The organism is Streptomyces lincolnensis, from assembly GCF_021173675.1.
In the GTDB taxonomy this organism is placed as follows: domain Bacteria; phylum Actinomycetota; class Actinomycetes; order Streptomycetales; family Streptomycetaceae; genus Streptomyces; species Streptomyces lincolnensis_B.
The window spans coordinates 535,874-558,030 of record NZ_JAIHON010000003.1; the positions used below are offsets into that span (position 1 = coordinate 535,874).

20 protein-coding genes are annotated in these 22,157 nt (G+C 70.4%); 11 read left to right on the top strand and 9 right to left on the bottom strand.

Annotated elements, in window-relative coordinates:
* Nucleotides 1–13: 13 nt before the first annotated feature.
* Both K4B79_RS09480 and K4B79_RS09485 read left to right on the top strand, forming a co-directional pair.
* The gene (locus tag K4B79_RS09480; RefSeq protein ID WP_232025941.1) at nucleotides 14–976 is read left to right on the top strand and encodes an ABC transporter substrate-binding protein; all 963 of its coding nucleotides are present in this window, start codon (nucleotides 14–16) and stop codon (nucleotides 974–976) included.
* A 131-nt stretch (nucleotides 977–1,107) separates the two neighbouring features.
* On the top strand, nucleotides 1,108–1,749 hold the full coding sequence (locus K4B79_RS09485) for a hypothetical protein (protein ID WP_232025943.1): 642 nt from the start codon (nucleotides 1,108–1,110) through the stop codon (nucleotides 1,747–1,749).
* Here K4B79_RS09485 and K4B79_RS48560 read toward each other — a convergent pair.
* Nucleotides 1,712–2,002, bottom strand: coding sequence for a group II intron maturase-specific domain-containing protein (locus K4B79_RS48560; protein ID WP_374208441.1), 291 nt, complete (start codon nucleotides 2,000–2,002; stop codon nucleotides 1,712–1,714). The genes K4B79_RS09485 and K4B79_RS48560 overlap by 38 nt on opposite strands.
* Nucleotides 2,003–2,679: 677 nt before the next feature.
* On the opposite strand from K4B79_RS48560, the gene K4B79_RS09495 reads away from it, so the two are divergent.
* Entirely contained in the window at nucleotides 2,680–5,118 is a 2,439-nt protein-coding gene (locus K4B79_RS09495; RefSeq protein WP_232025945.1) for a GcvT family protein, read from the top strand.
* Nucleotides 5,119–5,212: 94 nt separating this feature from the next.
* On the opposite strand, the gene purU is transcribed toward K4B79_RS09495, so the two are convergent.
* The 3 genes from purU to K4B79_RS09510 all read right to left on the bottom strand — a co-directional run bounded on the left by purU (nucleotide 5,213) and on the right by K4B79_RS09510 (nucleotide 8,879).
* Nucleotides 5,213–6,085 carry a formyltetrahydrofolate deformylase gene (purU, locus tag K4B79_RS09500; RefSeq protein WP_232025947.1) on the bottom strand — a complete coding sequence of 291 codons (873 nt, stop codon included), beginning with the start codon at nucleotides 6,083–6,085 and terminating at the stop codon, nucleotides 5,213–5,215.
* Nucleotides 6,086–6,241: 156 nt separating this feature from the next.
* Entirely contained in the window at nucleotides 6,242–8,143 is a 1,902-nt protein-coding gene (locus K4B79_RS09505; protein WP_232025949.1) for a SpoIIE family protein phosphatase, read from the bottom strand.
* 43 nt (nucleotides 8,144–8,186) lie between these two features.
* On the bottom strand, nucleotides 8,187–8,879 hold the full coding sequence (locus tag K4B79_RS09510) for a class I SAM-dependent DNA methyltransferase (protein ID WP_232025951.1): 693 nt from the start codon (nucleotides 8,877–8,879) through the stop codon (nucleotides 8,187–8,189).
* Between the two features lie 188 nt (nucleotides 8,880–9,067).
* Here K4B79_RS09510 and K4B79_RS09515 point away from each other — a divergent pair, with 188 nt between their 5' ends.
* The 3 genes from K4B79_RS09515 (at nucleotide 9,068) to K4B79_RS09525 (ending at nucleotide 13,012) form a co-directional block, all read left to right on the top strand.
* Entirely contained in the window at nucleotides 9,068–10,726 is a 1,659-nt protein-coding gene (locus tag K4B79_RS09515; RefSeq protein ID WP_232025953.1) for an NAD-dependent malic enzyme, read from the top strand.
* A 153-nt stretch (nucleotides 10,727–10,879) separates the two neighbouring features.
* Nucleotides 10,880–11,893, top strand: a complete 1,014-nt coding sequence (locus tag K4B79_RS09520) for a LacI family DNA-binding transcriptional regulator (RefSeq protein ID WP_232025955.1) — start codon at nucleotides 10,880–10,882, stop codon at nucleotides 11,891–11,893.
* Between the two features lie 147 nt (nucleotides 11,894–12,040).
* A complete protein-coding gene (locus K4B79_RS09525; RefSeq protein ID WP_232025956.1) occupies nucleotides 12,041–13,012 on the top strand; it encodes an aldo/keto reductase in 972 nt (323 codons plus the stop codon).
* Here K4B79_RS09525 and K4B79_RS09530 read toward each other — a convergent pair.
* On the bottom strand, nucleotides 13,003–13,647 hold the full coding sequence (locus K4B79_RS09530; protein ID WP_232025958.1) for a hypothetical protein: 645 nt from the start codon (nucleotides 13,645–13,647) through the stop codon (nucleotides 13,003–13,005). The two genes, K4B79_RS09525 and K4B79_RS09530, sit on opposite strands and share 10 nt — an antisense overlap.
* A gap of 264 nt (nucleotides 13,648–13,911) precedes the next feature.
* Between K4B79_RS09530 and K4B79_RS09535 the strand changes: the two genes are divergently transcribed.
* From K4B79_RS09535 to K4B79_RS09550, 4 genes are all read left to right on the top strand, one after another.
* The gene (locus K4B79_RS09535; protein ID WP_232025960.1) at nucleotides 13,912–14,379 is read left to right on the top strand and encodes a MarR family winged helix-turn-helix transcriptional regulator; all 468 of its coding nucleotides are present in this window, start codon (nucleotides 13,912–13,914) and stop codon (nucleotides 14,377–14,379) included.
* A gap of 136 nt (nucleotides 14,380–14,515) precedes the next feature.
* Nucleotides 14,516–15,622, top strand: a complete 1,107-nt coding sequence (locus K4B79_RS09540) for an LLM class flavin-dependent oxidoreductase (RefSeq protein WP_232025962.1) — start codon at nucleotides 14,516–14,518, stop codon at nucleotides 15,620–15,622.
* A 17-nt stretch (nucleotides 15,623–15,639) separates the two neighbouring features.
* Nucleotides 15,640–16,071 (top strand): tetratricopeptide repeat protein, encoded by a 432-nt coding sequence (locus tag K4B79_RS09545; protein WP_232025964.1) that lies wholly within the window; start codon nucleotides 15,640–15,642, stop codon nucleotides 16,069–16,071.
* A 241-nt stretch (nucleotides 16,072–16,312) separates the two neighbouring features.
* Complete coding sequence (locus tag K4B79_RS09550) at nucleotides 16,313–17,032, top strand: DinB family protein (protein ID WP_232025965.1); 720 nt, start codon at nucleotides 16,313–16,315, stop codon at nucleotides 17,030–17,032.
* A gap of 76 nt (nucleotides 17,033–17,108) precedes the next feature.
* On the opposite strand, the gene K4B79_RS09555 is transcribed toward K4B79_RS09550, so the two are convergent.
* From K4B79_RS09555 to K4B79_RS09570, 4 genes are all read right to left on the bottom strand, one after another.
* Nucleotides 17,109–17,525 (bottom strand): nuclear transport factor 2 family protein, encoded by a 417-nt coding sequence (locus tag K4B79_RS09555; RefSeq protein ID WP_232025967.1) that lies wholly within the window; start codon nucleotides 17,523–17,525, stop codon nucleotides 17,109–17,111.
* A 2-nt stretch (nucleotides 17,526–17,527) separates the two neighbouring features.
* Nucleotides 17,528–18,334 carry an MBL fold metallo-hydrolase gene (locus K4B79_RS09560; protein WP_232025969.1) on the bottom strand — a complete coding sequence of 269 codons (807 nt, stop codon included), beginning with the start codon at nucleotides 18,332–18,334 and terminating at the stop codon, nucleotides 17,528–17,530.
* A gap of 51 nt (nucleotides 18,335–18,385) precedes the next feature.
* Entirely contained in the window at nucleotides 18,386–18,994 is a 609-nt protein-coding gene (locus tag K4B79_RS09565) for a DsbA family protein (protein ID WP_232026242.1), read from the bottom strand.
* A gap of 173 nt (nucleotides 18,995–19,167) precedes the next feature.
* Nucleotides 19,168–19,671 carry a MarR family winged helix-turn-helix transcriptional regulator gene (locus K4B79_RS09570; protein ID WP_232025971.1) on the bottom strand — a complete coding sequence of 168 codons (504 nt, stop codon included), beginning with the start codon at nucleotides 19,669–19,671 and terminating at the stop codon, nucleotides 19,168–19,170.
* Between the two features lie 211 nt (nucleotides 19,672–19,882).
* On the opposite strand from K4B79_RS09570, the gene K4B79_RS09575 reads away from it, so the two are divergent.
* The gene (locus tag K4B79_RS09575) at nucleotides 19,883–21,058 is read left to right on the top strand and encodes a LacI family DNA-binding transcriptional regulator (RefSeq protein WP_269463255.1); all 1,176 of its coding nucleotides are present in this window, start codon (nucleotides 19,883–19,885) and stop codon (nucleotides 21,056–21,058) included.
* Nucleotides 21,059–22,157: the final 1,099 nt, after the last annotated feature.

The following is a 22,157-nucleotide window of genomic DNA, read 5'->3' on the forward strand; positions in this document are numbered from 1 at the left end:
GGAGCACGACACCATGGCAAGACACTGGCGAGCCGGCGCGGCCGGCCTGGCCGTCCTCGGCCTCACCCTCACCGCGTGCGGCGGGGCGAAGGTCGGAGACAGCTCCTCTGCGGACTCGGAAAGCTCGGGCAAGTGCGGCACCTTCAATCTGGCCGTCAACCCGTGGGTGGGCTACGAGGCGGACGCGGCGGTCGTCGCGTACGTCGCCCAGCACAACCTCGGCTGTACGGTCAACAAGAAGAACCTCAAGGAAGAGATCGCCTGGCAGGGCTTCGGCTCCGGCGAGGTCGACACGGTCCTGGAGAACTGGGGCCACGCCGACCTGGTGAAGAAGTACATCGACCAGCAGAAGACCGCCGTGGACGCCGGCCCGACCGGCAACGAAGGCCTCATCGGCTGGTATGTGCCGCCGTGGCTGGCCAAGGCGCACCCCGACATCCTCGACTACAAGAACCTCAACAAGTACGCGTCGAAGTTCAAGACGTCCGAGTCGGGCGGCAAGGGCCAGCTCCTCGACGGCGACCCGTCGTACGTCACCCACGACGAGGCGCTGGTGAAGAACCTGAAGCTGGACTTCAAGGTGGTGTACGCGGGCAGTGAGACGGCGCTGATCCAGGCCTTCCGCACCGCCGAGAAGAACAAGCAGTGGCTGATCGGCTACTTCTACGAGCCGCAGTGGTTCCTGTCCGAGGTCCCGCTGAAGAAGGTCAGCCTGCCCCCGTACAAGGACGGCTGTGACGCCGACGCGGCGAAGGTCGCCTGCGACTATCCCGTGTACAAGCTCAACAAGATCGTCAGCGCGAAGTTCGCCAAGTCCGGCAGCCCCGCCTACAACCTGGTGAAGAACTTCAACTGGACGAACGACGACCAGAACGAGGTCGCCAAGTACATCGCGCAGGACAAGATGACGGACGAGGCGGCGGCCAAGAAGTGGGTCGAGGCCAACAAGGACAAGGTCGACGCCTGGCTCAAGTAGCGCCGGCGTCCGCCGCTGATGTGGTTGTTCTCCGGCCAAGGCTCCGTGGGTGTGTTGCGTGAACTGCCGGAGAACAACCTATTTCGCCCGCGATTCCTCCCGAATTCCAACATGAAATCCTCACCTGGAGCGTGGCCGCCGGCAAATTGGTCAAGCCCCGGCAAAAAGGTCAAGCTGCTGCAAAAATGATTTCCGAGGCCCGCGGTGAAGGCATCTCCCCGGTAAGATCTCGTCCGGAATGGCACACGGTTACGACCAAACCCAAATTCATTCGGAAACGGGGAGACGTGGGGATTCGCAAATATTCGCGGAGTGTTCTGATTGCCGGGATGCTGCTTGGGGCATCCATCTTCACGCCGGCCACTCAGGCTGACGCTGCAGCTGGGCAGTACCACTTGAACCTCGGTCAGAAGCTGACCGTCGGGAAGTGCATCGTGTCCACCAAGGGGCAGCGCGGGGCTGTCGCAAAGCTTTGCATGGGCAAGTATGCCAACGCGCTCATCTACTACAAAGGTGTTCTGAAGGCTGAGTTCGGACCGAATCACGTGACGGCGGCTCAGCCCAAGGCCTATATCACGCTCGCGTCCGACCACAACGTCAAGATTTATAAGTACTCCGGTGGGCCACTGCTGTTCAACAGCAAGACCGCCGGGAAATTCCCGGCGACCCAGCTGTGGATCGACTCCTGCGCGGCTCTTCCCTATTGGAACGTCGCCCTGGTCAAGCCTGGAAGCTTCAACTGGCCCTGGAAGGGCGAACACTGCGTCGGCTAGTTGTACCCGGCCAGTCGGGTAGGACCGCCGCATTGCTGCGGCGGTCTTTCCTCAGAACCGAGTTGCACCCCGTCCGACGTTTCGATCCCGCGATAGGTGATTTTCCTGGTGGTGATCGCCTGTCGGGTGTCTCGCAGCCATTGTTCCCACATTGGTCCTGCCGGGACGCGTCGAAGTAGGCCGACCAGCCCCGGATGATCGGGTTGAGTCGTTGCAGCACCGCGGCAGCGTTGGCCCCGTCCAGGGACCGCACCTCGGCGCGCGGCCTGTTCCGGATCCGTCTGACGGCCTCACGGCTGGGCTTGATCAGCAGCTTGCCGTGATGGCGGCGGATGGTGAAGCCGAGAAAGTCGCAGCCTTCTTCGAGGTGGACGACGCGCGTCTTGTCCTCGTTGAAGACCAGTCCCCTTGGCTTCAGTCGAGTTGTTGCGGTTGACGCCCAGTAGTTGCGCCAGGAACGTCATGGTCACCGCTCTGCGTCGGCGGAGGATGGCTGCCAGGAGCCGGTGGGTGTGGTCCACGCTGCTGGTCTGTGGGTGGCGATAGCTGCGCACCCGAACAACCCCCGCGGAAACCCGTCGCTGACAGTTATTGAAATACGGGCCCTGCGCGGAAGTGAGTCCGCGCACCGGCACGCCCCGAACGGTTTTGGGCCCACTGGTCATCCGGAGAGGCCCTGAAACATCTCTCTGGTGGAGCAGGAGCCCCGCACGGCGGCGCCGCACTCAGCGTCCCAGATCGCGCTGCCACGCCAACTCGTTCGCCGTCCAGTGCCGCAAGCCCGTAAGCCGACCATCGCGCGATCGAGCTAAACGTCCCTGCGTGCTGAGCCCTTGACACCCCTCCCCGCGGCGGGCACATTGAGTTGCGCAACCTGAAGTACGTTGCGCAGAAAGCAACTCAACGGTTTTGACTTCCGGAGGTGCGGCGATGGCGGGACCCCGAGTGGTGATCATCGGAGCGGGCGTCGTGGGAGCGGCCCTCGCGGACGAGATCTCCGCGCGAGGCTGGACCGAGGTGACGGTGGTCGACCAGGGCCCGCTGCCCGCCACGGGGGGCTCGTCCTCGCACGCCCCGGGCCTGGTCTTCCAGACGAACTCCTCCAAGACCATGACCGAGCTGGCCCGCTACACCGTCGAGAAGTTCTGCTCCCTCGACGTCGACGGCAAGCCCTGCTTCCTCCAGGTCGGCGGCCTCGAAGTGGCGACCACGCCGGAACGCCTCACCGAACTGCGCCGCCGCCACGGCTGGATCACCGCCTGGGGCATCGAGTCGCGGCTCCTGAGCGCCGACGAGTGCGTCGAGAAGCACCCGCTCGTCGACCGCGACAAGGTCCTCGGCGGCCTCCTCGTCCCGACCGACGGCCTCGCCAAGGCGGTCCTCGCCGTCGAGGCACAGATCCGCCGGGCCACCGAGCGCGGTGTGCGCTTCCTGGCCCGCCACGAGGTCCTGGACGTCCTGAAGGCCGACGGCGAGGTGACCGGCGTCCTGACCGACCAGGGCGAGATCCCCGCCGACATCGTGGTCTGCTGCGCCGGCATCTGGGGCCCGAAGATCGCCCGCATGGTCGGCATGAACCTCCCGCTCACCCCGCTCGCCCACCAGCTCGCCTGGACCGGCCCGGTACCGGCCCTCGCCGGCCAGACCGAGGAGGCGGTCCGCCCGATCCTGCGCCACCAGGACGCCGACCTCTACTACCGCGACCGCTTCGACGGCATCGGCATCGGCTATTACGGCCATCGCCCGATGCCCATCACGGCCGACGAGATCCGCGCCTTCGACGACAACGACGAGATGCCGTCGGTTCTGAAGTTCACCGAGGACGACTTCGCGCCCGCCTGGACCGAGACCCAGTCGCTGCTCCCCGCGACGCAGGAGGCCAAGGTCGAGGAAGGCATCAACGGCCTGTTCTCCTTCACCACCGACAACTTCCCGCTCCTGGGCGAGTCCCCGGACGTGAAGGGCTTCTGGGTCGCCGAGGCCGTCTGGGTCACCCACTCCGCGGGCGTGGGCCGGGCGATGGCGGAGTGGCTGGTCGACGGCCACTGCTCGTCCTTCGACCTGCACGAGTGCGACGTCAACCGCTTCGAACCGCACCAGCTGGCCCCGGAGTACGTCCTGGCCCGCGACTGCCAGAACTTCGTGGAGGTCTACGACATCCTCCACCCCCTTCAGCCCTCCGGCGACCCGCGCCCGATCCGCACCAGCCCCTTCCACCCCCGCCAGCAGGAACACGGCGCGTTCTTCCTGGAGGCGAACGGCTGGGAGCGCCCGCACTGGTACGAGGCCAACGCGGGCCTGGTCGAAGGCCGTTCGATCCCGACCCCCAACGACTGGGCGGCCCAGTACTGGTCGCCCATCGTCGGAGCCGAGGCCCAGGCCACCCGCGAGACCGTCGCGATGTACGACATGACGGCCCTCAAGCGCCTGGAGGTCAGCGGCCCCGGCGCCGCCGCCTTCCTGGAGCGGCTGGTCACCGGCAAGGTCGCCAAGTCCGTCGGCTCGGTGACGTACACCCTGCTCCTGGACCACGACGGCGGCATCCGCAGCGACGTCACCGTCGCCCGCCTCGCCCGCGACCTCTTCCAGATCGGCGCCAACGGCAACCTCGACCTCGACTGGCTCACCCGCCACCTCCCCGCCGACGGCACCGTCCAGGTCCGTGACATCACTCCCGGCACCTGCTGCGTCGGCCTGTGGGGCCCGCTCGCCCGCGAGGTCCTGCAGCCCCTGACCGACGAGGACTTCTCGGCCGACGGCCTGAAGTACTTCCGCGCCAAGCGCGCCTACGTCGGCAGCGTCCCGGTGACGGCGATGCGCCTGAGCTACGTCGGCGAACTCGGCTGGGAGCTGTACACCACCGCCGACCAGGGCCTGAAGCTGTGGGACACCCTGTGGCGGGCGGCCGAGCCCCTCGGCGGTGTCATCGCGGGCCGCGGCGCCTTCAACAGCCTCCGCCTGGAGAAGGGGTACCGCTCCTTCGGCACCGACATGACCTACGAGCACGACCCCTACGAGGCCGGCGTCGGCTTCGCCGTCAAGCTCGACAAGGACGACTTCATCGGCAAGGCCGCCCTGGAGCGCCGCAAGGACACCGTGCGGCGCAGGCTGACCTGCCTCACCATCGACGACCCGCGCTCGGTCGTCATGGGCAAGGAGCCGGTCTACGACGGCGACCGCGCGGTCGGCTACGTCACCAGCGCGGCGTACGGCTACACGATCGGCAAGGGGATCGCGTACGCCTGGCTGCCCGCGGACCTCGCCGTCGCCGGGACCGCGCTCCACATCGGCTACTTCGACCGGCGCGTGGAGGCGGTCGTCGCGGAGGAGCCCCTGTTCGACCCGGCGATGTCCCGACTGCGCGGGTGATCAGCACCCGACGGTGTTGACCGAGAACGCGAGGGCGCCGGCAGCAAAGTGCTGCCGGCGCCCTCGCGTTCTGTGCCGGGAACTCTCATACGCCTCAGCGGAAGACGACGGTGTGGTGGCCGTTGAGCAGGACGCGGTTCTCGCTGTGCCACTGGACGGCCCGCGCCAGTACCTGGGCCTCGACGTCCTGGCCCAGCGTGACCAGTTCGTCGGGGTCGTGGGAGTGGTCCACGCGGACCACGTCCTGCTCGATGATGGGCCCTTCGTCCAGGTCGGGGGTGACGTAGTGGGCCGTGGCCCCGACCAGCTTGACGCCCCGTTCATGGGCCTGGAGATAGGGGCGGGCCCCCTTGAAGCTGGGGAGGAAGGAGTGGTGGATGTTGATGGCCCGGCCCTCGAGTCGCTTGCAGGTGTTGTCCGAGAGGATCTGCATGTAGCGCGCGAGGACCACGAGGTCGATCCGGAGCCGCTGCACCAGCTCCAGCAGTTCCGCCTCCGCGTCCGCCTTGGTCTCACGGGTGACCGGGATGTGGTGGAAGGGAATGCCGTGGCTCCGCGCGAGCGGCTCGAAGTCCCGGTGGTTGGAGACGATCGCGGGGATCTCGACGTTGAGAACGCCGGTACTCCTGCGGAACAGCAGGTCGTTGAGGCAGTGGCCGTACTTGGACACCATGATCAGCGTGCGGGCGGGGGCCGCGGCGTCACCCAGCCGCCAGTCGATCCGGTAGGCGTCGGCCACCGGGGCGAAGTCGGCGTTCAGGCGCTCCGGCGTCATCGTGGGATCGGAGACGTCGAAGTGCACACGCATGAAGAAACGGCCCTGCCGGCGGTCGTCGAACTGCTGGCTCTCCAGGATGTTCCCGGAGTGGGCGAGGAGGAACCCGCTGACGGCGTGGACCAGTCCGGCCCGGTCGGGACAGGAAAGGGTCAGGACGAACTCGTGGCCGGGATGCGGACGGGGCGGCATGGCATCCTCCAGTGCGCTATGAGCAACAAGCTGAGCGATACGCAACATCGTCCAAGCGGGAGGGGTGTCCGGTCAAGGGTGTAAGGGCCCGGACATGTTGTGCAGGGTGAAAAACGCGGCGCGATGAGCAACGGCCGCTCGGTGTCGACCGGCCCTTCAGCGGCGGTGCGGATCGCCCGGGAGCACCTGCTCGAACCAGACCACCTTGCCCGCGCTCATCCGGGTCGCCCCCCAGCGCAGCGCCAGGTGGTCGACGAGGAACAGACCTCGGCCGCCCTCGTCGCTCGGCCGGGCGTGCCGCATCCTCGGGACCACCGCTGAGTCGTCCCCGACCTCGCAGCGCAGCACGTCCGTGAGGAGCAGCCGCAGGGTGATCGGCCGGGACGCGAACCGCACGGCGTTCGCCACCACCTCGCTCACCAGCAGCTCGGTGGTGTCCACCAGGGAGTCCAGACCCCAGTGGTGCAGGGTCCTGCGGGTCAGCCGCCGGGCCTGCCGCGCGGTCTGGGGGCGCGGGGCCATGTACCAGTACGCGACGGTGTCCGGCAGGATCCCCTCGAACCGCGCGGCGAGCAGCGCGATGTCGTCGTCCCGGTCGCGCGAGCCGAGCGTGCCCAGCGCCTCGTCGCACAGCGTCTCCAGCGCCGGGGGAGCGGACCCCGACCCGGCGGCGTGCATCCGGGCACGCAGCCGCTCCACCCCGGTCAGCACGTCCGAGTCGCGGGACTCGACCAGACCGTCGGTGTACAGCAGCAGGGTCGCTCCGGCGGGCGCGTGGATCTCGGTGGACTCGAACCCGCCGCGGCCGACCCCGATCGGTGCTCCCGGCGGGACCCGGAGAACCTCCGTGTGCCCGTCGGGGTGCAGGAGCACGGGCGGCAGGTGGCCGGCGCTGGACACCAGCAGCCGGTGCAGCACGGGGTTGTACATGGCGTACAGGCAGGTCGCCGTGTGCTCGTTGCCCAGCCGCCCGGCCTGTTCGTCGAGGTGGTGCAGGACCTCGTCGGGAGGCAGATCGAGCAGGGCCAGTGTCTGCACGGTGGTGCGCAACTGGCCCATGATCGCGGCCGAGGTCATCGAGTGGCCCATCACGTCACCGATGACCAGCGCCACGCGGTTGCCGGGCAGCGGGATCGCGTCGTACCAGTCGCCGCCGACCTGCGCGGTCCGTGAGGACGGCAGATAACGGCTGGCCAGCCGGACACCTGGCGGCTCGGGCAGCGACGGCGGGAGCATCGTGCGCTGCAGCGTGTCGGCGACGGACGCCTCCCGCGCGTACAGCATCGCCTTGTCGATTCCCAGAGCGGTGTGGGTGGCGAGCTGGGAGGCGACGAGCAGGTCGTCGCCGGTGAATTCGGGCCGCCCGGGACCACGGACGAGCAGGACGCCGCCGAGCGCGTGGTGGCGGCCGTGCAGCGGGGCGAGGATCAGCCGCCGCCCGGGGGGCACCGCCCGCGGGCCGTCCGCGCCCTCCAGCAACTCGGCCGCCGTGGCGGCGACGGAGGGCAGGTCCCCGAACACCGGACGCCCGTTCCGCAACAGCTTGACGAGCAGTCCGTCGGGAGCGGGGTGCACGACGCCACGAGGCGTCCCGTCCGGCGGGGACCCGCGGTCCGTGGTGCGCAGCCGCAGGACCTGGACGACGGGGGCGATCTCGTCACCGACCGGCAGGGGGTCGTACAGGTGTACGAGCGCGGTGTCGGCGAACGCCGGGACGGCCGCCCGGCACAGCTCGCGCAAGGTCTCGTCGAGGTTCATCCCGCGGGCGATCTGCCGGGTCGCCGCGTCGAGGTAGCGCAGCCGGTCGGTCTGCGGCGCGGTCAGGTCCGGCCGGGCCCGGTGCCGCTGCCCGGCGGAGGCCCTCGCCGCCGACAGTCGTACGGCCGTCCCCGCGAGGCCGGAGACCTTCGCCGGGGGCGGCCACGGGCCGTCGGCGCGGGCACCGGCCGACGAGGGCGCGGCGGGCCACGGCGACCGGAGCGGCGGGGGACCGGCGCGGTCCTGCCTGCCGGCCACGGGGCTGCCGGTGCCTTCCTCGGCTCCGCGACGCTTCGTCATACGTGTCCTTCCCGCGCTGCGGGCCCGCAGCGGAGCGGGCGGGTCAGGAGTCCGGGGCGGCCGGCCTTCTGCACCGCAGGAAGATCTGCACCTCGGGCTGGACGTCCGAGGTGGCCGGAGCGTACGAGTACGCGGACTCCTCGACGATCTCGAACCCTGCCGCCTCGACGACCTCGCGCAGTTCGTCCCGCAGATAGCCCGAGACCCGGATGCTCGACCCGATGAACGGGATCGCGAAGTCGTCCACGTCGGCCTCCACCATCGACAGCGCGAACAGACCGCCCGGCGCCAGCAGGTGGTACACGGTCCGCAGCGCGAGGGGGATCTCGGCGCGCGGCAGCATCAGCAGGGAGAAGAAGGCCGCCACGGCGTCGAAGCGGCCGAGATCCAACGGGCCCCCGGGCCGCAGATCCGCGATGTCCGCCCGGTGGAACTCCCCGCCGGGCACATGCTCGCGGGCAAGCTCCACCATGGCGCCGGACAGATCCACACCGACGACCTCGAACCCCGCCTCGGTCAACTGGCGGGCCGTCGGGACCCCGGTCCCGCACCCCAGGTCCAGCACACGGGACCCCTCGTCGAGGGACCTGCTGAGCCACTCCGCGGACGCGACCTGCCCGTCCTTGTGCGGGAACGCCTTGTCGTAGCGCTCCCCGATGGCGTCGAACGCCTCGGCCTGACCTGTGCGGTCGAGCCGCAGGTTTCCGTAGTCGACCTCGTCGGCAGGACTGCTCATCAGGACTACTCCCTCGGTTCCCTGTGGCTGATTTTTTCACAGTTGTGCCGCCGGCGGAGGCCGACGGTGGCCGTCCGGTGATTTCGACGCCGGGCGGCGGGGGACCCGACACCGGGGCAGGATCCAAGACCTGGCACCCGCCAACCTGCGCGATCCCCGTCCTGACAGTCGTCGACCTGAGGAACGTCATGACACCGCACAACTCAGCCCCTGTCCGCGGAGCGGCCCTGCTCGCCGACCCCCTGCTCAACAAGGGCACCGCCTTCAGTCCGCACGAGCGCGCCGATCTCGGCCTGGACGGACTGCTGCCACCGGCGACGGAGACGCTGGCGGAGCAGGCGGACCGCGCGTACGAGGCGTTCCTCGGGTACGACAAGCCGCTCAACCGGCACATCTACCTCCGCCAGCTCCAGGACACCAACGAGGTCCTCTTCTACGGCCTGCTCACCCGGCATCTGGAGGAGATGCTGCCGATCGTCTACACCCCGACGGTCGGTGAGGCCTGCCGGCGCTTCAGCGAGATCTACCGCAGGCCGCGCGGCCTGTTCCTGACGTTCGAGGACCGGCACCGCTTCCGCGAGATCCTGCGCAACCGGCCGGGCGACGAGGTCGACGTCATCGTCGTCACCGACGGCCAGCGCATCCTGGGCCTGGGCGACCAGGGCGTCGGCGGCATGGGGATCCCGATCGGCAAGCTCAGCCTCTACACCGCCATCGGCGGCATCCACCCGGCGCGGACCCTGCCGGTCCTGCTCGACGCCGGCACCGACAACGAGGACCTGCTGGCCGGCGAGCACTACCTGGGCCGCAGGCGGCACCGGGTCACCGGCGCCGAGTACGACGAGATGATCGAGGCGTTCGTCTCCGCCGTGGAGGCCGAACTCCCCGGGACCCTGCTGCAGTGGGAGGACTTCGCCACCGCCCACGCCCGCCCGATCCTCACCCGCTACCAGGACCGCCTGCTGACCTTCAACGACGACATCCAGGGCACCGCGGCCGTGGCGCTGGGCGCGCTGAGCACCGCCACGCGGATCGCCGGAGCTCGGCTGACCGACCACCGCGTCGTGGTCCTGGGCGCGGGATCCGCGGCGATCGGGGTCGCCGACATGATCCGCACCGCTCTCGTCGAGGAAGGCCTCTCCGAGCGGGAGGCGGCCGACCGGTTCTGGTTCGTCGACATCGACGGCCTGCTGACGCGCTCCCGCGACGACCTCACACCCGAGCAGCGGGTCTACGCCCGCGACGACGCGGAAGTACGGCAGTGGGACGCGGGCACGCCCGATCTGGCCCGGGTCGCCGCCGAGGTGAAGCCGACGGTGCTGATCGGACTGTCCACCGCGCACGGCGCCTTCACCGAGGAGATCGTGCGGGGCATGGCCGACACCGTCGACCGGCCGGTGATCCTGCCGCTGTCCAACCCGACCTCGCACTCCGAGGCCGACCCCGCCGACCTCGCCCGCTGGACCGACGGCAGGGCGCTGATCGCCACCGGTTCGCCCTTCCCGCCGCTGAAGCTGGGCGAGCGCGAGGTGCCGGTCGCCCAGGCCAACAACGTCTACGTCTTCCCCGCCGTCGGCCTGGCCGTCACCGCCTGCCGGGCCACCCGCGTGACCGACCGCATGATGGTGGCGGCCGCCCGGGCCGTGGGGGAGTACGCGGTACGCGCCGGCCACGGCGACGTGACCCCGCTGCTCCCGCCCCTGGCCGACATGCGGGAGGCGGCCCGCGAGATCGCCCTGGCCGTGGCGAAGACCGCGGTCGAGGACGGCGTCGCCCCCGAGGCGACCGAGGCCGACCTGCGCGAGGCGGTCTCGGCCGCACAGTGGACACCGCACTACGCATCCTGACCAGGCCAGACCTGCTTCCCGCCACCGATGACTTGACCGGTCCTGCGGTTGACGACCGCCAGGAGTGCGCGCAGGGACGAGTGGTCGCCTGTGACAGTATCGGCGGTGGACGCAGGGTCGCGTGCCGGGTGTCGAGGGCAGAGGACGGGTGACATGAACCGGCCGCCAGGAATGATGGACGTGGCACGGGAAGTCGGCGTCTCCCACATCACCGTCTCGCGGGTCGTCAACGGTCATCCCTCGGTCCGCCCGGAGACCCGGGCCCGCGTGGAGGCCGCCATCCAGAAGCTGGGCTATCGCCGCAACAGCGTGGCCAGGGCCCTCAAGAGCCGCCGTTCCTCGACGATCGGCGTGGTGATCGCCGGATCGGACCTGTTCGAGCTGCCGCGCATCCTCCTCGGAGTGGAGACCGCCGCCAAGGAGGCCGGGTACTGGGTCAGCCTGGCGAGCTGGCAGGGGGAGCTCAGCACGGGTGATCTGCGGGAGACACTTCAGCGCCTCACCGATCAGTCGGTGGAGGCGATCGCGGTCGTCGCCGACCGGCCCGTCGTCGTGGAGGCGCTGTCCGGCCTCGTCCTCGGTGTGCCGGTCGCGGTGGTGATGTCCGGCAGCGTGCCCAACCCCGACCTGAGCTTCGTCGAGGTCGACCAGGAACTCGGCGCGCGTCTCGCGGTCCGGCACCTTCTGGACCTCGGACACCGGAACATCGCCCATCTGACGGGTGCCCCGCACACCTTCGACGCCCGCACCCGCGTCGACGGCTGGCAGGCCGAACTCACGGCCGCCGGGGCCGAGGGAGCCATGCTGGAGGGCGACTTCCGCGCGGAGAGCGGATTCCGCCTCGCCCACCGCCTGTGCGACGACACCGCACTGCCGACCGCGGTCTTCGCCGGGAACGACCAGATGGCCATGGGAGTCCTCGCCGCCTTCGCGGAACGCGGCGTGCGGGTCCCGGACGACGTGTCACTCGTCGGGTTCGACGACATGAAGGGCGCCGGATACCTGGTGCCCGCCCTGACCACCGTCCGCCAGGACTTCGTCCGTCTCGGCACGAGCGCCATCGACCTGCTCGTGCGCATGCTCGGCGGGGAGCGGGCGGAACGGCAGAAGATCACGCCGGAGCTCGTCGTACGACGCAGTACCGCCGCGCCACGCGCCCCCGCCTGACGGGCGTTCGAAAGTTTCGCTGTCCTTCTGCGCTGTCGCCCGGGTGTCGCCCTCGGTAGCGTCGTGCGGGCGCGTCCTGCCGATCGGCGGACGGCACCGGACAACGGCCCTGGTCGGCAGGGCGTCACGCGGGAGTACGAACAGCACATGCGTTATCGCGAACTCGGCCGTACCGGCCTGACCGTGTCCGAGATCGGCTACGGAGCCTGGGGGTTGGGCCAGGGGGCGTGGGTCGGCGCCGACGACGACTCCGGCGTACGCGCCCTGCACCGGGCCGTCGATCTGGGCGTCACGTTCATCGACACCGCCAGGGCCTACGACCGCAGCGAGAGCATCGTGGGCCGTGCGCTCAAGCAGCTCCCGGGCGGCGGGGACGGTGTCCATGTGGCGACGAAGGTCGGGCCGAAGGTGCCGGTCTCCCTGGCGCCCAGCGGACTCGACCCCATGGAGGCGTTCCCCGGCTCGCATCTGCGCGAGAGCCTGGAGACCAGCCTGCGCGAACTCGGCCGCGACCACGTCGACCTCCTCCAGCTGCACACCTGGGAGGACGAGTGGACCGGCCGAGGTGACTGGCTGGAGACGGTGGACGCCCTCAAGCGGGAGGGCAAGATCAGGTTCTTCGGGATCTCGGTCAAGGACCACCAGCCGGAGAACGTGCTCACGGTGCTGCGCACCGGTGTCCTGGACGCCGTCCAGGTCATCTACAACATCTTCGAACAGGCCCCGGCCGACGCCCTGTTGCCGGCCTGCGAGGAGTACGGCGTCGGCGTCATCGGCCGCGTCACCCTCGACGAGGGCGCCCTCACCGGCTCGGTCCGGACGGGCGTCACCTTCCCCGAGGGCGACTGGCGCAACTGGTACTTCAGGGACGACCGGCCCGCCCAGGTCGAGCGGCACGTGGACGCGATCCTCGCCGACCTCGGCATCGACGTCGAGGAACTCCCGTCCACCGCCCTGCGCTTCGCCCTGGCCGGGCAGGCCGTGTCCACGGTCATCGTCGGCATGCGCTCCCTGACGAACGTGGAACGCAACGCGGCGATCGCCGACGCACCGCCCCTCACCCCGAAGCATCTCGCGCTGCTGGCCGAGCACCGCTGGGTGAAGAACTTCTACAGCTGATCCGCCTCACGGTGACCGGCCGGCCGGGGTGTGTACTCGAACCACCGCACCTGTGCCTCGCCCGGCTCGGCCGCACCGTCGCCGATGCCGTGCAGGCCGATGTGGACGCCGGTGAACCCGCCGGCTCGCTCCGTGCTGAAGTAGGACCGCTCGATGCTGCCGAGGACCGACCAGGTGCCGTCCTCGACGCGGAAGGTGTAGCCGGACTCGTCGCTGTCGACGGCGAGGACAACCTCGCTGTCAGATACGGCCAGCGCCGCGAGGCGGGTCGCGACGCCGTTCTCACGGGTGGTGAGGACGACGTGCGGAGTTCCCGCGGTGTCGACGGTGAGCGCCGGCGTGGCGTGCCGGTCGTGCTCCTTGAAGACGACCAGTCCCGCTTCCTGCGTCGGCGCCGTGGCGGCGAAGCGGACACGGGCGGCGGCCCGCAGGCGCAGATGCCGCTGCCGGCGGGCGACGAACGCGGGGGTGCCGGTCGAGGTGAGGGGCTCGGGGGAGAGGCGGACGGTCAGCCCGCCCTTCCCGGGACGGGGCGAGACGAGGCCGTCGACGGGGCCCCGCAGACTGTTCCACTCCGGGCCGAGCGCGGCGCCGTCGAAGTCGTCCCGCACCGGAGCGTCCCGGTGCGGACTCACGACCGCCGCCGTGGCCCCCGCCGGCAGCCGTTCGGTCAACCTCCCCCGGCCGGTGTCCGGCGCGAAGACAGGGCCCCCCGGGCGTCGATTCGACAGGGAGGCCTTGACGGCTTGTTAACGTTAACATCACCATGTTTCCCGGCAAGAGGACCGTCAGAGAGCCGCGACGCCCCGCCCGTCGAGTCGAAAGAGACGCGTCGATCCGGTGCCGGCGATGAGCTTCGGACAATTGGGTGAGCCGTCAACTACGTCTACACTTTCTCCATGGGAGAGACAGTGCGATGGCTGACGCCGGAGGAGCAGCGCGCGTGGCGAGGCTTCGTCAGGCTGCATGAACGGCTCGGCGGCCGCCTGGCCCGCCTGCTCCAGTCGGAGTCGAAGGTGTCGGCCGCGGACTTCGCGGTGCTGGTGCACCTGACCGACACGCCCGACGGCAGGCAGCGGTACCAGGACCTGGCGCGGGCGCTGGAGTGGGAGAAGAGCCGGATGTCCCACCACATCGCCCGGATGGCCGGACGGGGCATGGTCGTGCGGGAGGAGTGCGCCGAAGACGCGCGTGGCGCGTTCGTGGTGATCACGGACGCCGGGCGGGCGGCCATCGAGGCCGCCGCCCCGCGCCATGTCGAAGCGGTGCGCGAACTGTTCATGGACCACGTCACTCCGGCGGAGCTGCGGGTGCTGGCCGAGATCTCCGAGCGTGTCATCGCCAAGCTGGACGAGGACCAGTCCTGAGCCGGAGCCTCGGCTCGTCCAGCGCGCGCTCGACGGCATGCGCCGACTGGGGTAGGAGTGGCGTGGAATATAGATACGCGGAGCCGCGTTGCGAGGGCATAGTTGATATGTCAACGTACTGGATGGAGTGAGGGCGATGCAGTTCGGCATCTTCACCGTCGGTGACGTGGCCACCGACCCGACCACGGGTCATACGCCGACCGAGCACGAGCGGATCAAGGCGATGGTCGCCCTCGCGCAGAAGGCCGAGGAGGTCGGGCTGGACGTGTTCGCCACCGGTGAGCACCACAACCGACCGTTCGTGCCGTCGTCGCCGACGACCATGCTCGGGCACATCGCCGCGCGCACCGAGCGGATCGTCCTGTCGACGTCCACCACGCTGATCACCACCAACGACCCGGTGAAGATCGCCGAGGACTACGCGATGCTCCAGCACCTGGCCGACGGCCGGGTGGACCTGATGATGGGCCGAGGAAACACCGGCCCGGTCTACCCCTGGTTCGGCAAGGACATCCGGCAGGGCATCAACCTCGCCGTCGAGAACTACGCCCTGCTGCACCGACTGTGGCGCGAGGACGTCGTGGACTGGGAGGGGCGCTTCCGGACACCGCTGCAGGGCTTCACCTCCACACCGCGCCCGCTGGACGGCGTACCGCCTTTCGTCTGGCACGGCTCCATCCGTTCCCCGGAGATCGCCGAACAGGCCGCTTATTACGGCGACGGCTTCTTCCACAACAACATCTTCTGGCCGAAGGAGCACACCCAGAAGCTGATCGAGCTGTACCGGCAGCGGTACGCGCACTACGGCCACGGCACGCCGGAGCAGGCCGTCGTCGGTCTCGGCGGCCACGTCTACATGCGGCCCAACTCCCAGGACGCCGTAAGGGAGTTCCGCCCGCACTTCGACAACTCGCCGGTGATGGGTGGCGGAGTCTCCATGGAGGAGTACATGGAGCAGACCCCGCTGACCGTCGGCACCCCCGAGCAGGTCATCGAGAAGACCCTGTCCTTCCGTGAGTACGCCGGCGACTACCAGCGCCAGCTGTTCGTGGTGGACGGCGGAGGAGTCCCGCTGAAGACAGCGCTGGAGCAGCTGGACATGCTCGGCGAGCAGGTCGTGCCGGTGCTGCGCCAGGAGTTCGCCGCGGGGCGGCCGGACGGGGTGCCCGACGCCCCCACCCACGCCTCCCTGCTCGCCGCCCGCGAGGCGAAGCGAGCACGGACCGCCGATCCGGTGGCATGACAACCCGAGGAGGAGAGATGAGCGACAACGTCAACGCGTATCCGGCGGCGGACGGGGTGGCACCCGACCGGTGGGCCAGCGCCCTGCACCTGTTCGACAACGGCGCCGGCGTGCCGCACGAGGAGACCGTGGCCGAGCGCTGGGAGCGGGCCCGACTGCTGTTCGAGGCGCGGGACTACAGCGGTGCCGCGAAGCTGCTCGCCGCCGTGGTCGAGGAGGTTCCGGAGCAGACCGGCCCGCGGCTGCTGCTGGCCCGCGCCTACTACCACTCCGCACAACTGCGGCGCGCCGAGGAGCAGTTGCGCCAGATCGTCGAGCGCGATCCGGTGGAGCACTACGCCCATCTGATGCTGGGCCGCACCCTGCAACGCCAGGGACGCGAGGGCGAGGCGGAGCCATGGCTGCGGATGGCCGGCGCGTTCGCGGGGGAGCTGCCCGAGGACGCGTGAGCGGCGACGCGTGCGATACGCACGCCGAGGGGGCGGGAACCCACTGTTCCCGCCCCCTCGGCGCGGAAGCCAGTGATCACCCGCCCGCCGCGGTGACGCTCCCCACCATGGCCCGGGAGACGGTGATGGGTGAGCGGCCCGGCGCCGACCTGCCAGGAAATCGGTCGCGTCCACGTCAGGCGAGCGGCTATGTTCCGCCGGGCGCAGTGAGGCGTGAGACGCGAGGCGAAGGGTGCCGACCATGGAGACCGAGGGCGCGCGGACGGACCGTCTGGGCCTGTTGCTCGAACAGTTCGACCAGGCCAGGGAGATGGCGCAGGTACGGCTCGCGGGACTCGGCGACGAGGAGTACCTGTGGGAGCCGGTTCCCGGTTGCTGGTCGCTCCGGCGCCGGGGCGAGGCGGCGACCCCCAGGGCGTTCGGGCCGGGCGAGTGGGTGCTGGACCAGGGTGCCCCGGACATCCCGGCGAGCGAGTACGCCGAGGTCGCCCGGCAGGCCGCCGACGGGATGACCGTGGAGAAGATCGCCGACGACTGGAGCGTGAGCGTCGAGCGCGTCGAACAGGTCCTCGCCCACACCGGCGAGCCGGAGCCCGACGACACACCGGTCACCACCATCGCGTGGCGGCTGGGTCACCTGCATTTCCACTTCGCGGGCGGCTGGGAGTGGACCTTCGGTGAACGACGGCACGAACCGAAGCTGTTGGTCGACTTCACCCCCTCCGCCGCCCTCGAACTCGAACGGTTCTGGACGGTGATCGACCGCTGGCGCGAGAGCGTCGCCTGCCTGACCGAGGAGCAGCTCGACACGGTCGGCCTCTCGCAGTACCCGTACAGCAACGACGCCGACTACCCGTTCGTCGGTGTGCTGGCGGCGGCCAACCTCGAATTCATCCACCACATGGCCGAGATCGCGCTGCTCCGCGACCTGTGGCGGGCCCGCTTCGCCCCGTCGCGGTAGTCCCGTGCGGCGGCGGACCGGGCCGCGGTGGCGCGCGGTACCGCGGCACGCGGTACCGGTCCGCCGCCACACCGGATCAGGCGTCGGTAACCATGGCGTCGCGGACGAGAGCAGTGTCCACGAACTGCTCGAAGCGGACGATCAGCCCGCCACGCACCACGAAGTGGTGAGCGACGCGTACGTTGATCCGCTTGCCGGTGGCCTTGTTGGCGGCCGTGTACCGGGCCAGGACGACGACGTTCTCGCCGTGGACGACATAGGTGTCGTCGTGGGCCGTCCAGCCGTCCCACTCCTTGCCCAGCTGCTCCATGACGTTGGAGGTGACCCCGTCGGGGGTGCGGTAGGTGCCGGCCAGAGGGAAGCCGGCCATCTCCGTCCACTCCACGTCGGGGGCGAGCGTGGCACGCAGGGCCGCCAGGTCTCCGGCGGCGGAGGCCAGGTACTGGCGGCGGACGACGTCGGCGGGCGCGGTCGAGGTGGCGAACTCGGTCATGGTCAGCCCCACTTCATCTCGCCCTTGGCGACCTTCGCGCCGATCTGGGCGGCGATCACCATGCCGTTGTCGGGGTAGCGGCCGACGAGCGCCTCGGTGAGTGACGCCCCGTCTGCGGCCTTGGTCAGCTCCTCCTCGAAGGCGAGGAGGTAGTCACGGGTCGCGGTGATGGCGGAGCTGTCGGCGGCGGTGCCGGGCAGGCGGTGGCCGGGGACGACCAACTGCGGGTCGAGCGCGGCCATCTCGTCCAGCAGGTCGATCCAGGCCGCGCGGTCACCGGGGGTCGGGGTGTCGGCGACCCAGACGTGCTCCTGCTGGAAGAGCAGGACACCGCCGAGCAGGGCGCGGGACTCGGTCTGCCACAGGTAGTGCCGGTCGGGCAGTCCGGCCGGGCCGCCCCTGAGCTCGAAGCGGTGGCCCTCCAGGGTGAGGTCCCCGGTCAGCGGCTCCAGGTCGACCAGGCAGGTCGGCAGGTTCGGGCCGAGGGCCGCCCAGGCCTTCAGCTTGCCCTCGTAGGAGTGCTTGATGTGCTCGATGACGATCGGGGTGGCGACGAACTTCGCCTCGGGGAAGGCATCGGCGATCACCTCGGCACCGAAGTAGAAGTCGGGGTCGCCGTGGCTGACGAACACGGTGGTCAGTGTCTTGCCGGAGTCCAGGACCTCGGCGACCAGACGGTGGCCGTCGGCGCGGGTGAAGCCGGCGTCCACCAGCAGGGCCTCGCTCTCGCCGGTGACCAGGGTGGCGGTCTTGTTCTTGCTGCCGGCCGGGAAGTCGAGATCGAGGACCTTGAAGTCGAGCGTGCTCATGGAAGTGCTCCTGGTTCTCGGAGGGGGGAAAGAGGGAGAGGGGCAGGGGGCTCAGAGGGTCGCGAGACGTCGGTCGACGTCGTCGGCGGTGGCGTGTCCGCGGGCCAGGGCGGTGACGTGCTCGCCGTCGACCGCGAGGAGGGTGGGGAAGCCGGTGACCCCCAGCTCGGCCGCGCGCCGGAAGTCCGCCTCGGCCTCCGCCCGGGCCGCGGGAGCCCGGAAGGCGGTGACGACCGCCTCGGCGTCCAGCCCGGCGGTCTCGGCGAGCCGCCGGTAGGTGGCCGGGTCGGACAGGCTCTGTCCGTCGACGTAGAACGCGCGGTGGAGCGCCACGACCAGCTCCGCCGCGCGGTCGGGGGCCACCTGGCGCAGTGCGGCCACGCCGCGGGCGGCGTCCTCGGATTCCATGACGAACGAGCCCTCGTCCGCGAGCCGCTGGTAGGCCTCGCCGAACGGTGCCCCCGTCACCTGGCTGATCTGCTGGTTGGCGCCCCGGATGTAGCCGAACGCGCTCATCGGCACCCGGCGCCCGCCCGTGAACAGACCGCCGGAGACGACCTCCACCGGCAGGTCGGGGTGGCGGGAGGAGACCTCCCGCAGCGTGTCGGAGAAACCGTGCGACCAGCCGCAGTAGGCGTCGAAGACGTAGACGAGCTTCATCGGGACCTCGGAGGAACGGGGCGCCCGCCGGGTGCGGGTCACTCACCCGGGGCCAACAGTATCTGACGCGTCAGATATTTCAATCCGGGAAGGCCCGGCCAGGTGACCTACGTCTCTCGGTGTGCCCGTCGACCCCTGGGGCCCGGTTCACTCCGGTCGGGGGTTCCCTCCGGTCAGGGCAGCTGCGGCAGGACGTCGCGGGCGGAGTGGCTCAGGAGTCGCAGGTCCTCCGCGAAGCGCTCCCGGTGGGCAGCGGGCAACGGCTCCAGGAAGTACTGCTTGATGTTCTCCACGTGGAGCCGGGAGGCGCGCACGACCGTCTCCTCGCCCAGCGGTGTCAGGCGCACCAGGCGTCCCCGCCGGTCGCCCGGATCCGTGACGCGCAGCACCAGACCGGCCGCCTCCATCCGGTCCACCAGCCGCGTCGCGCCGCCCGTGGTGAGCACCTGTTCCTGGCTGACGGCCCGCATCGACAGCCCCGGGTCACCGGCGCGTCCCAGGATCAGCAGGACCTCGAACATCAGATGACTGATCCCGCACTCCTCCTCCAGCCTGCGTCCGAGGATGTACTCCAGCCGGTTCGCGGCCCCTTGGAGTCGTCCGAACGCCAGGACCAGCTCGTTGGCGGCCGCCTCCTTCGCCGTCGTGATCTCGCCCTGCTCGTCCTGCCCGCTCACGGCACCTCCGCATGTTCGTCCAGGCGGAACCTACCCTGACCGCCCGTGCGCCGGCGGACCGGTGTCCCCGCATCCGTGCCGTGGGCGCCGGAGTGCCGCGCCAACCCTTGACACGCCTTGTTCTGCTGCGTACATATGACTGCGCAGTCATGACAGCGCAGTCAGACGGACGACTGGCTGGTATGCGGGCTGCCGGAGACAGGGAGACGCCATGCCGCGAGGGGAAGCACGGAGCGAGAGCTCCACCGTGCCGCGCGGGGTGGACGTGGCCCGGCTGGCCGGCGTCTCGCAGAAGACGGTCTCCCGGGTCTTCAACGGCGAGCAGTACGTCTCCGCCGAGGTGCGCCGACGCGTGCACGAAGCCGCCGAGGCACTCGGCTACCGCATGAACAACGCGGCCCGGGCCCTGGCCTCGGGACGCACCCGCACCATCGGCGTGGTCACCCTGGGCACCGCCCTGTACGGACCCGCCTCCCTGCTCATCGGCGTCGAACGCGCCGCCCGGGACGCGGGATACGCGCTCCGGGTGGTCAACACCCTGGAGGGCGACCCGGGAGGTGTCGCCGGAGCCGTGGAGTCGCTGCTCGAACAGGGCGTGGACGGCATCGTCGTGTCCGAACCGATCGACGAGGGAACCGGGGGAGTTGGGGGAGCCGAGGGAGCAGGAGGAGTCGGGGGAGCCCTCTCCCTCAGTACCGACGTGCCGGTCCTCGTGCTCGGCGCGCCCGCGGCCTTCGGCGGTCCCCGTGCCGTGTCCGCCGGTGTCGGGGCCGAGGCCCTGGCCCGCGCCGCCACCGAACACCTTTTGGACCTAGGGCATGTGACGGTCCATCACCTCGCCGGTCCGCAACGGTGGTTCGCGGCGCGGGACCGTCTGGAGGGATGGCGCGCGGCGCTGGCGGCACGGGGCAGGGGGCGACCACCCGTCATCGAGGGCGACTGGTCGGCCGCGTCCGGCTACACGGCGGGCCGCGAACTCGCCTCCGCCGGTGACGTCACCGCCGTGTTCGCCGCGAACGACGACATGGCCATCGGGCTGATCCGCGCACTGGCCGACGCCGGCCTGCGCGTGCCGGAGGACGTCAGTGTCGTCGGCTTCGACGACATCCCCGTCTCCGCCTATGTCACCCCTCCGCTGACCACGGTCCGCCAGCCGTTCGACTCCGTGGCGCACGAAGGGCTACGGCTGCTCGTGCAGGCCATCGAGAAGCCGGACGCGGATCCGGCACCGGCGAGCGACCCGCCGGTGGAACTCGTCGTCCGTGGCTCGACCGCACCCCCGCCGGTCCGGAAGGCCCCGGCACGCGGGCGGCGGCAGACGCCCTCCCGCGCCCGCGGCCCGGCACACGCACCCCCGGCCGAGGGCAAGCCGCCCGCCTCCGACTGACCCCGCCGACTGACCCCCATCGACGGACCGCCTCCAACCGACCCTCACCGTCGGTCCGGCCGGCCGCCGCCCCCTGCGCTCACCGGCCCACCACCGGCCCCCAACAAGCCTCCACGACCGTGGACTCGCGCTGTACGGCACACGCCGGCACAGCCCCCCCGTGCGTCGCCTACCCGATCATGGCGATCCCGATGCCCTGGTAGCGCCCTCGCGCCCTGCACCTCTCCTCCCACACCCGTGCGACGCGCCTGCGCCAGGCGTGCCGGCCCTCTGCCAATCTGCGGGAGTTCACCATGCCCCTATCCTTCGTTCCCACGTCCCCCATGAGCCGCCGACGGTTCCTCGCCGACTCCGGAGCCCAGTCCCTGGGCGCCGCGGTCACCGCGTGCAGCGGCGACAGCGGCTCCGGCTCCTCCGCCGACACCGAGCCGGTCGGCCACGCCGACATCGACAAGGCGATGAAGACACTCACCCAGCTGACCTTTTGGACCTGGATCCCCGACATCCAGCAGGAGATCGCGCTCTTCGAGAAGAAGTGCCCCGCCATCAAGGTCAAGGTCGTCAACGCGCCGAGACCTACTGGGGCGGCGTCCTCCCGCACAGCGGCCGACCCGGCCGCGCCTACGCCGAACTCACCCGCCCGGGCGCCGAGTTCGACACCGCGGGACCGCTCGTCGCCGGACTCGAACCGGACGCCGACAGCACCCTGGTCCACTCGACCCCCAGCAAGTGGCTCATGCAGAAGCACCCGCCCCTGGCGACCCTCGACGGCGAACCCGACGCCGCCGCCTACCACCGCATCGTCGCCCCCTTCTACCGTGGCGCCTTCGAAGCCGGCCGCCACGTCCGCATCGTCCACGCCCGGCAGTTGCACGACCCGCGCACCGGCTACACCGACCACGAGGCCCGCGCCCGTCTCGAACCGGCACCCGGACGCCGCACCGAGGCCGCGGGCGTCCGGTACGACGAGTTCAGCAACCTCGCACACGGCATCCCGGTCCACTCCGTGCCCGGCAGCCCGCTGCGCCTGCCTCCGGAGGCGACGGCCGCCCGCTGGGCCGAAGCCCTGACGCCCACCGACGCCGAGGTGCTCGCCTCC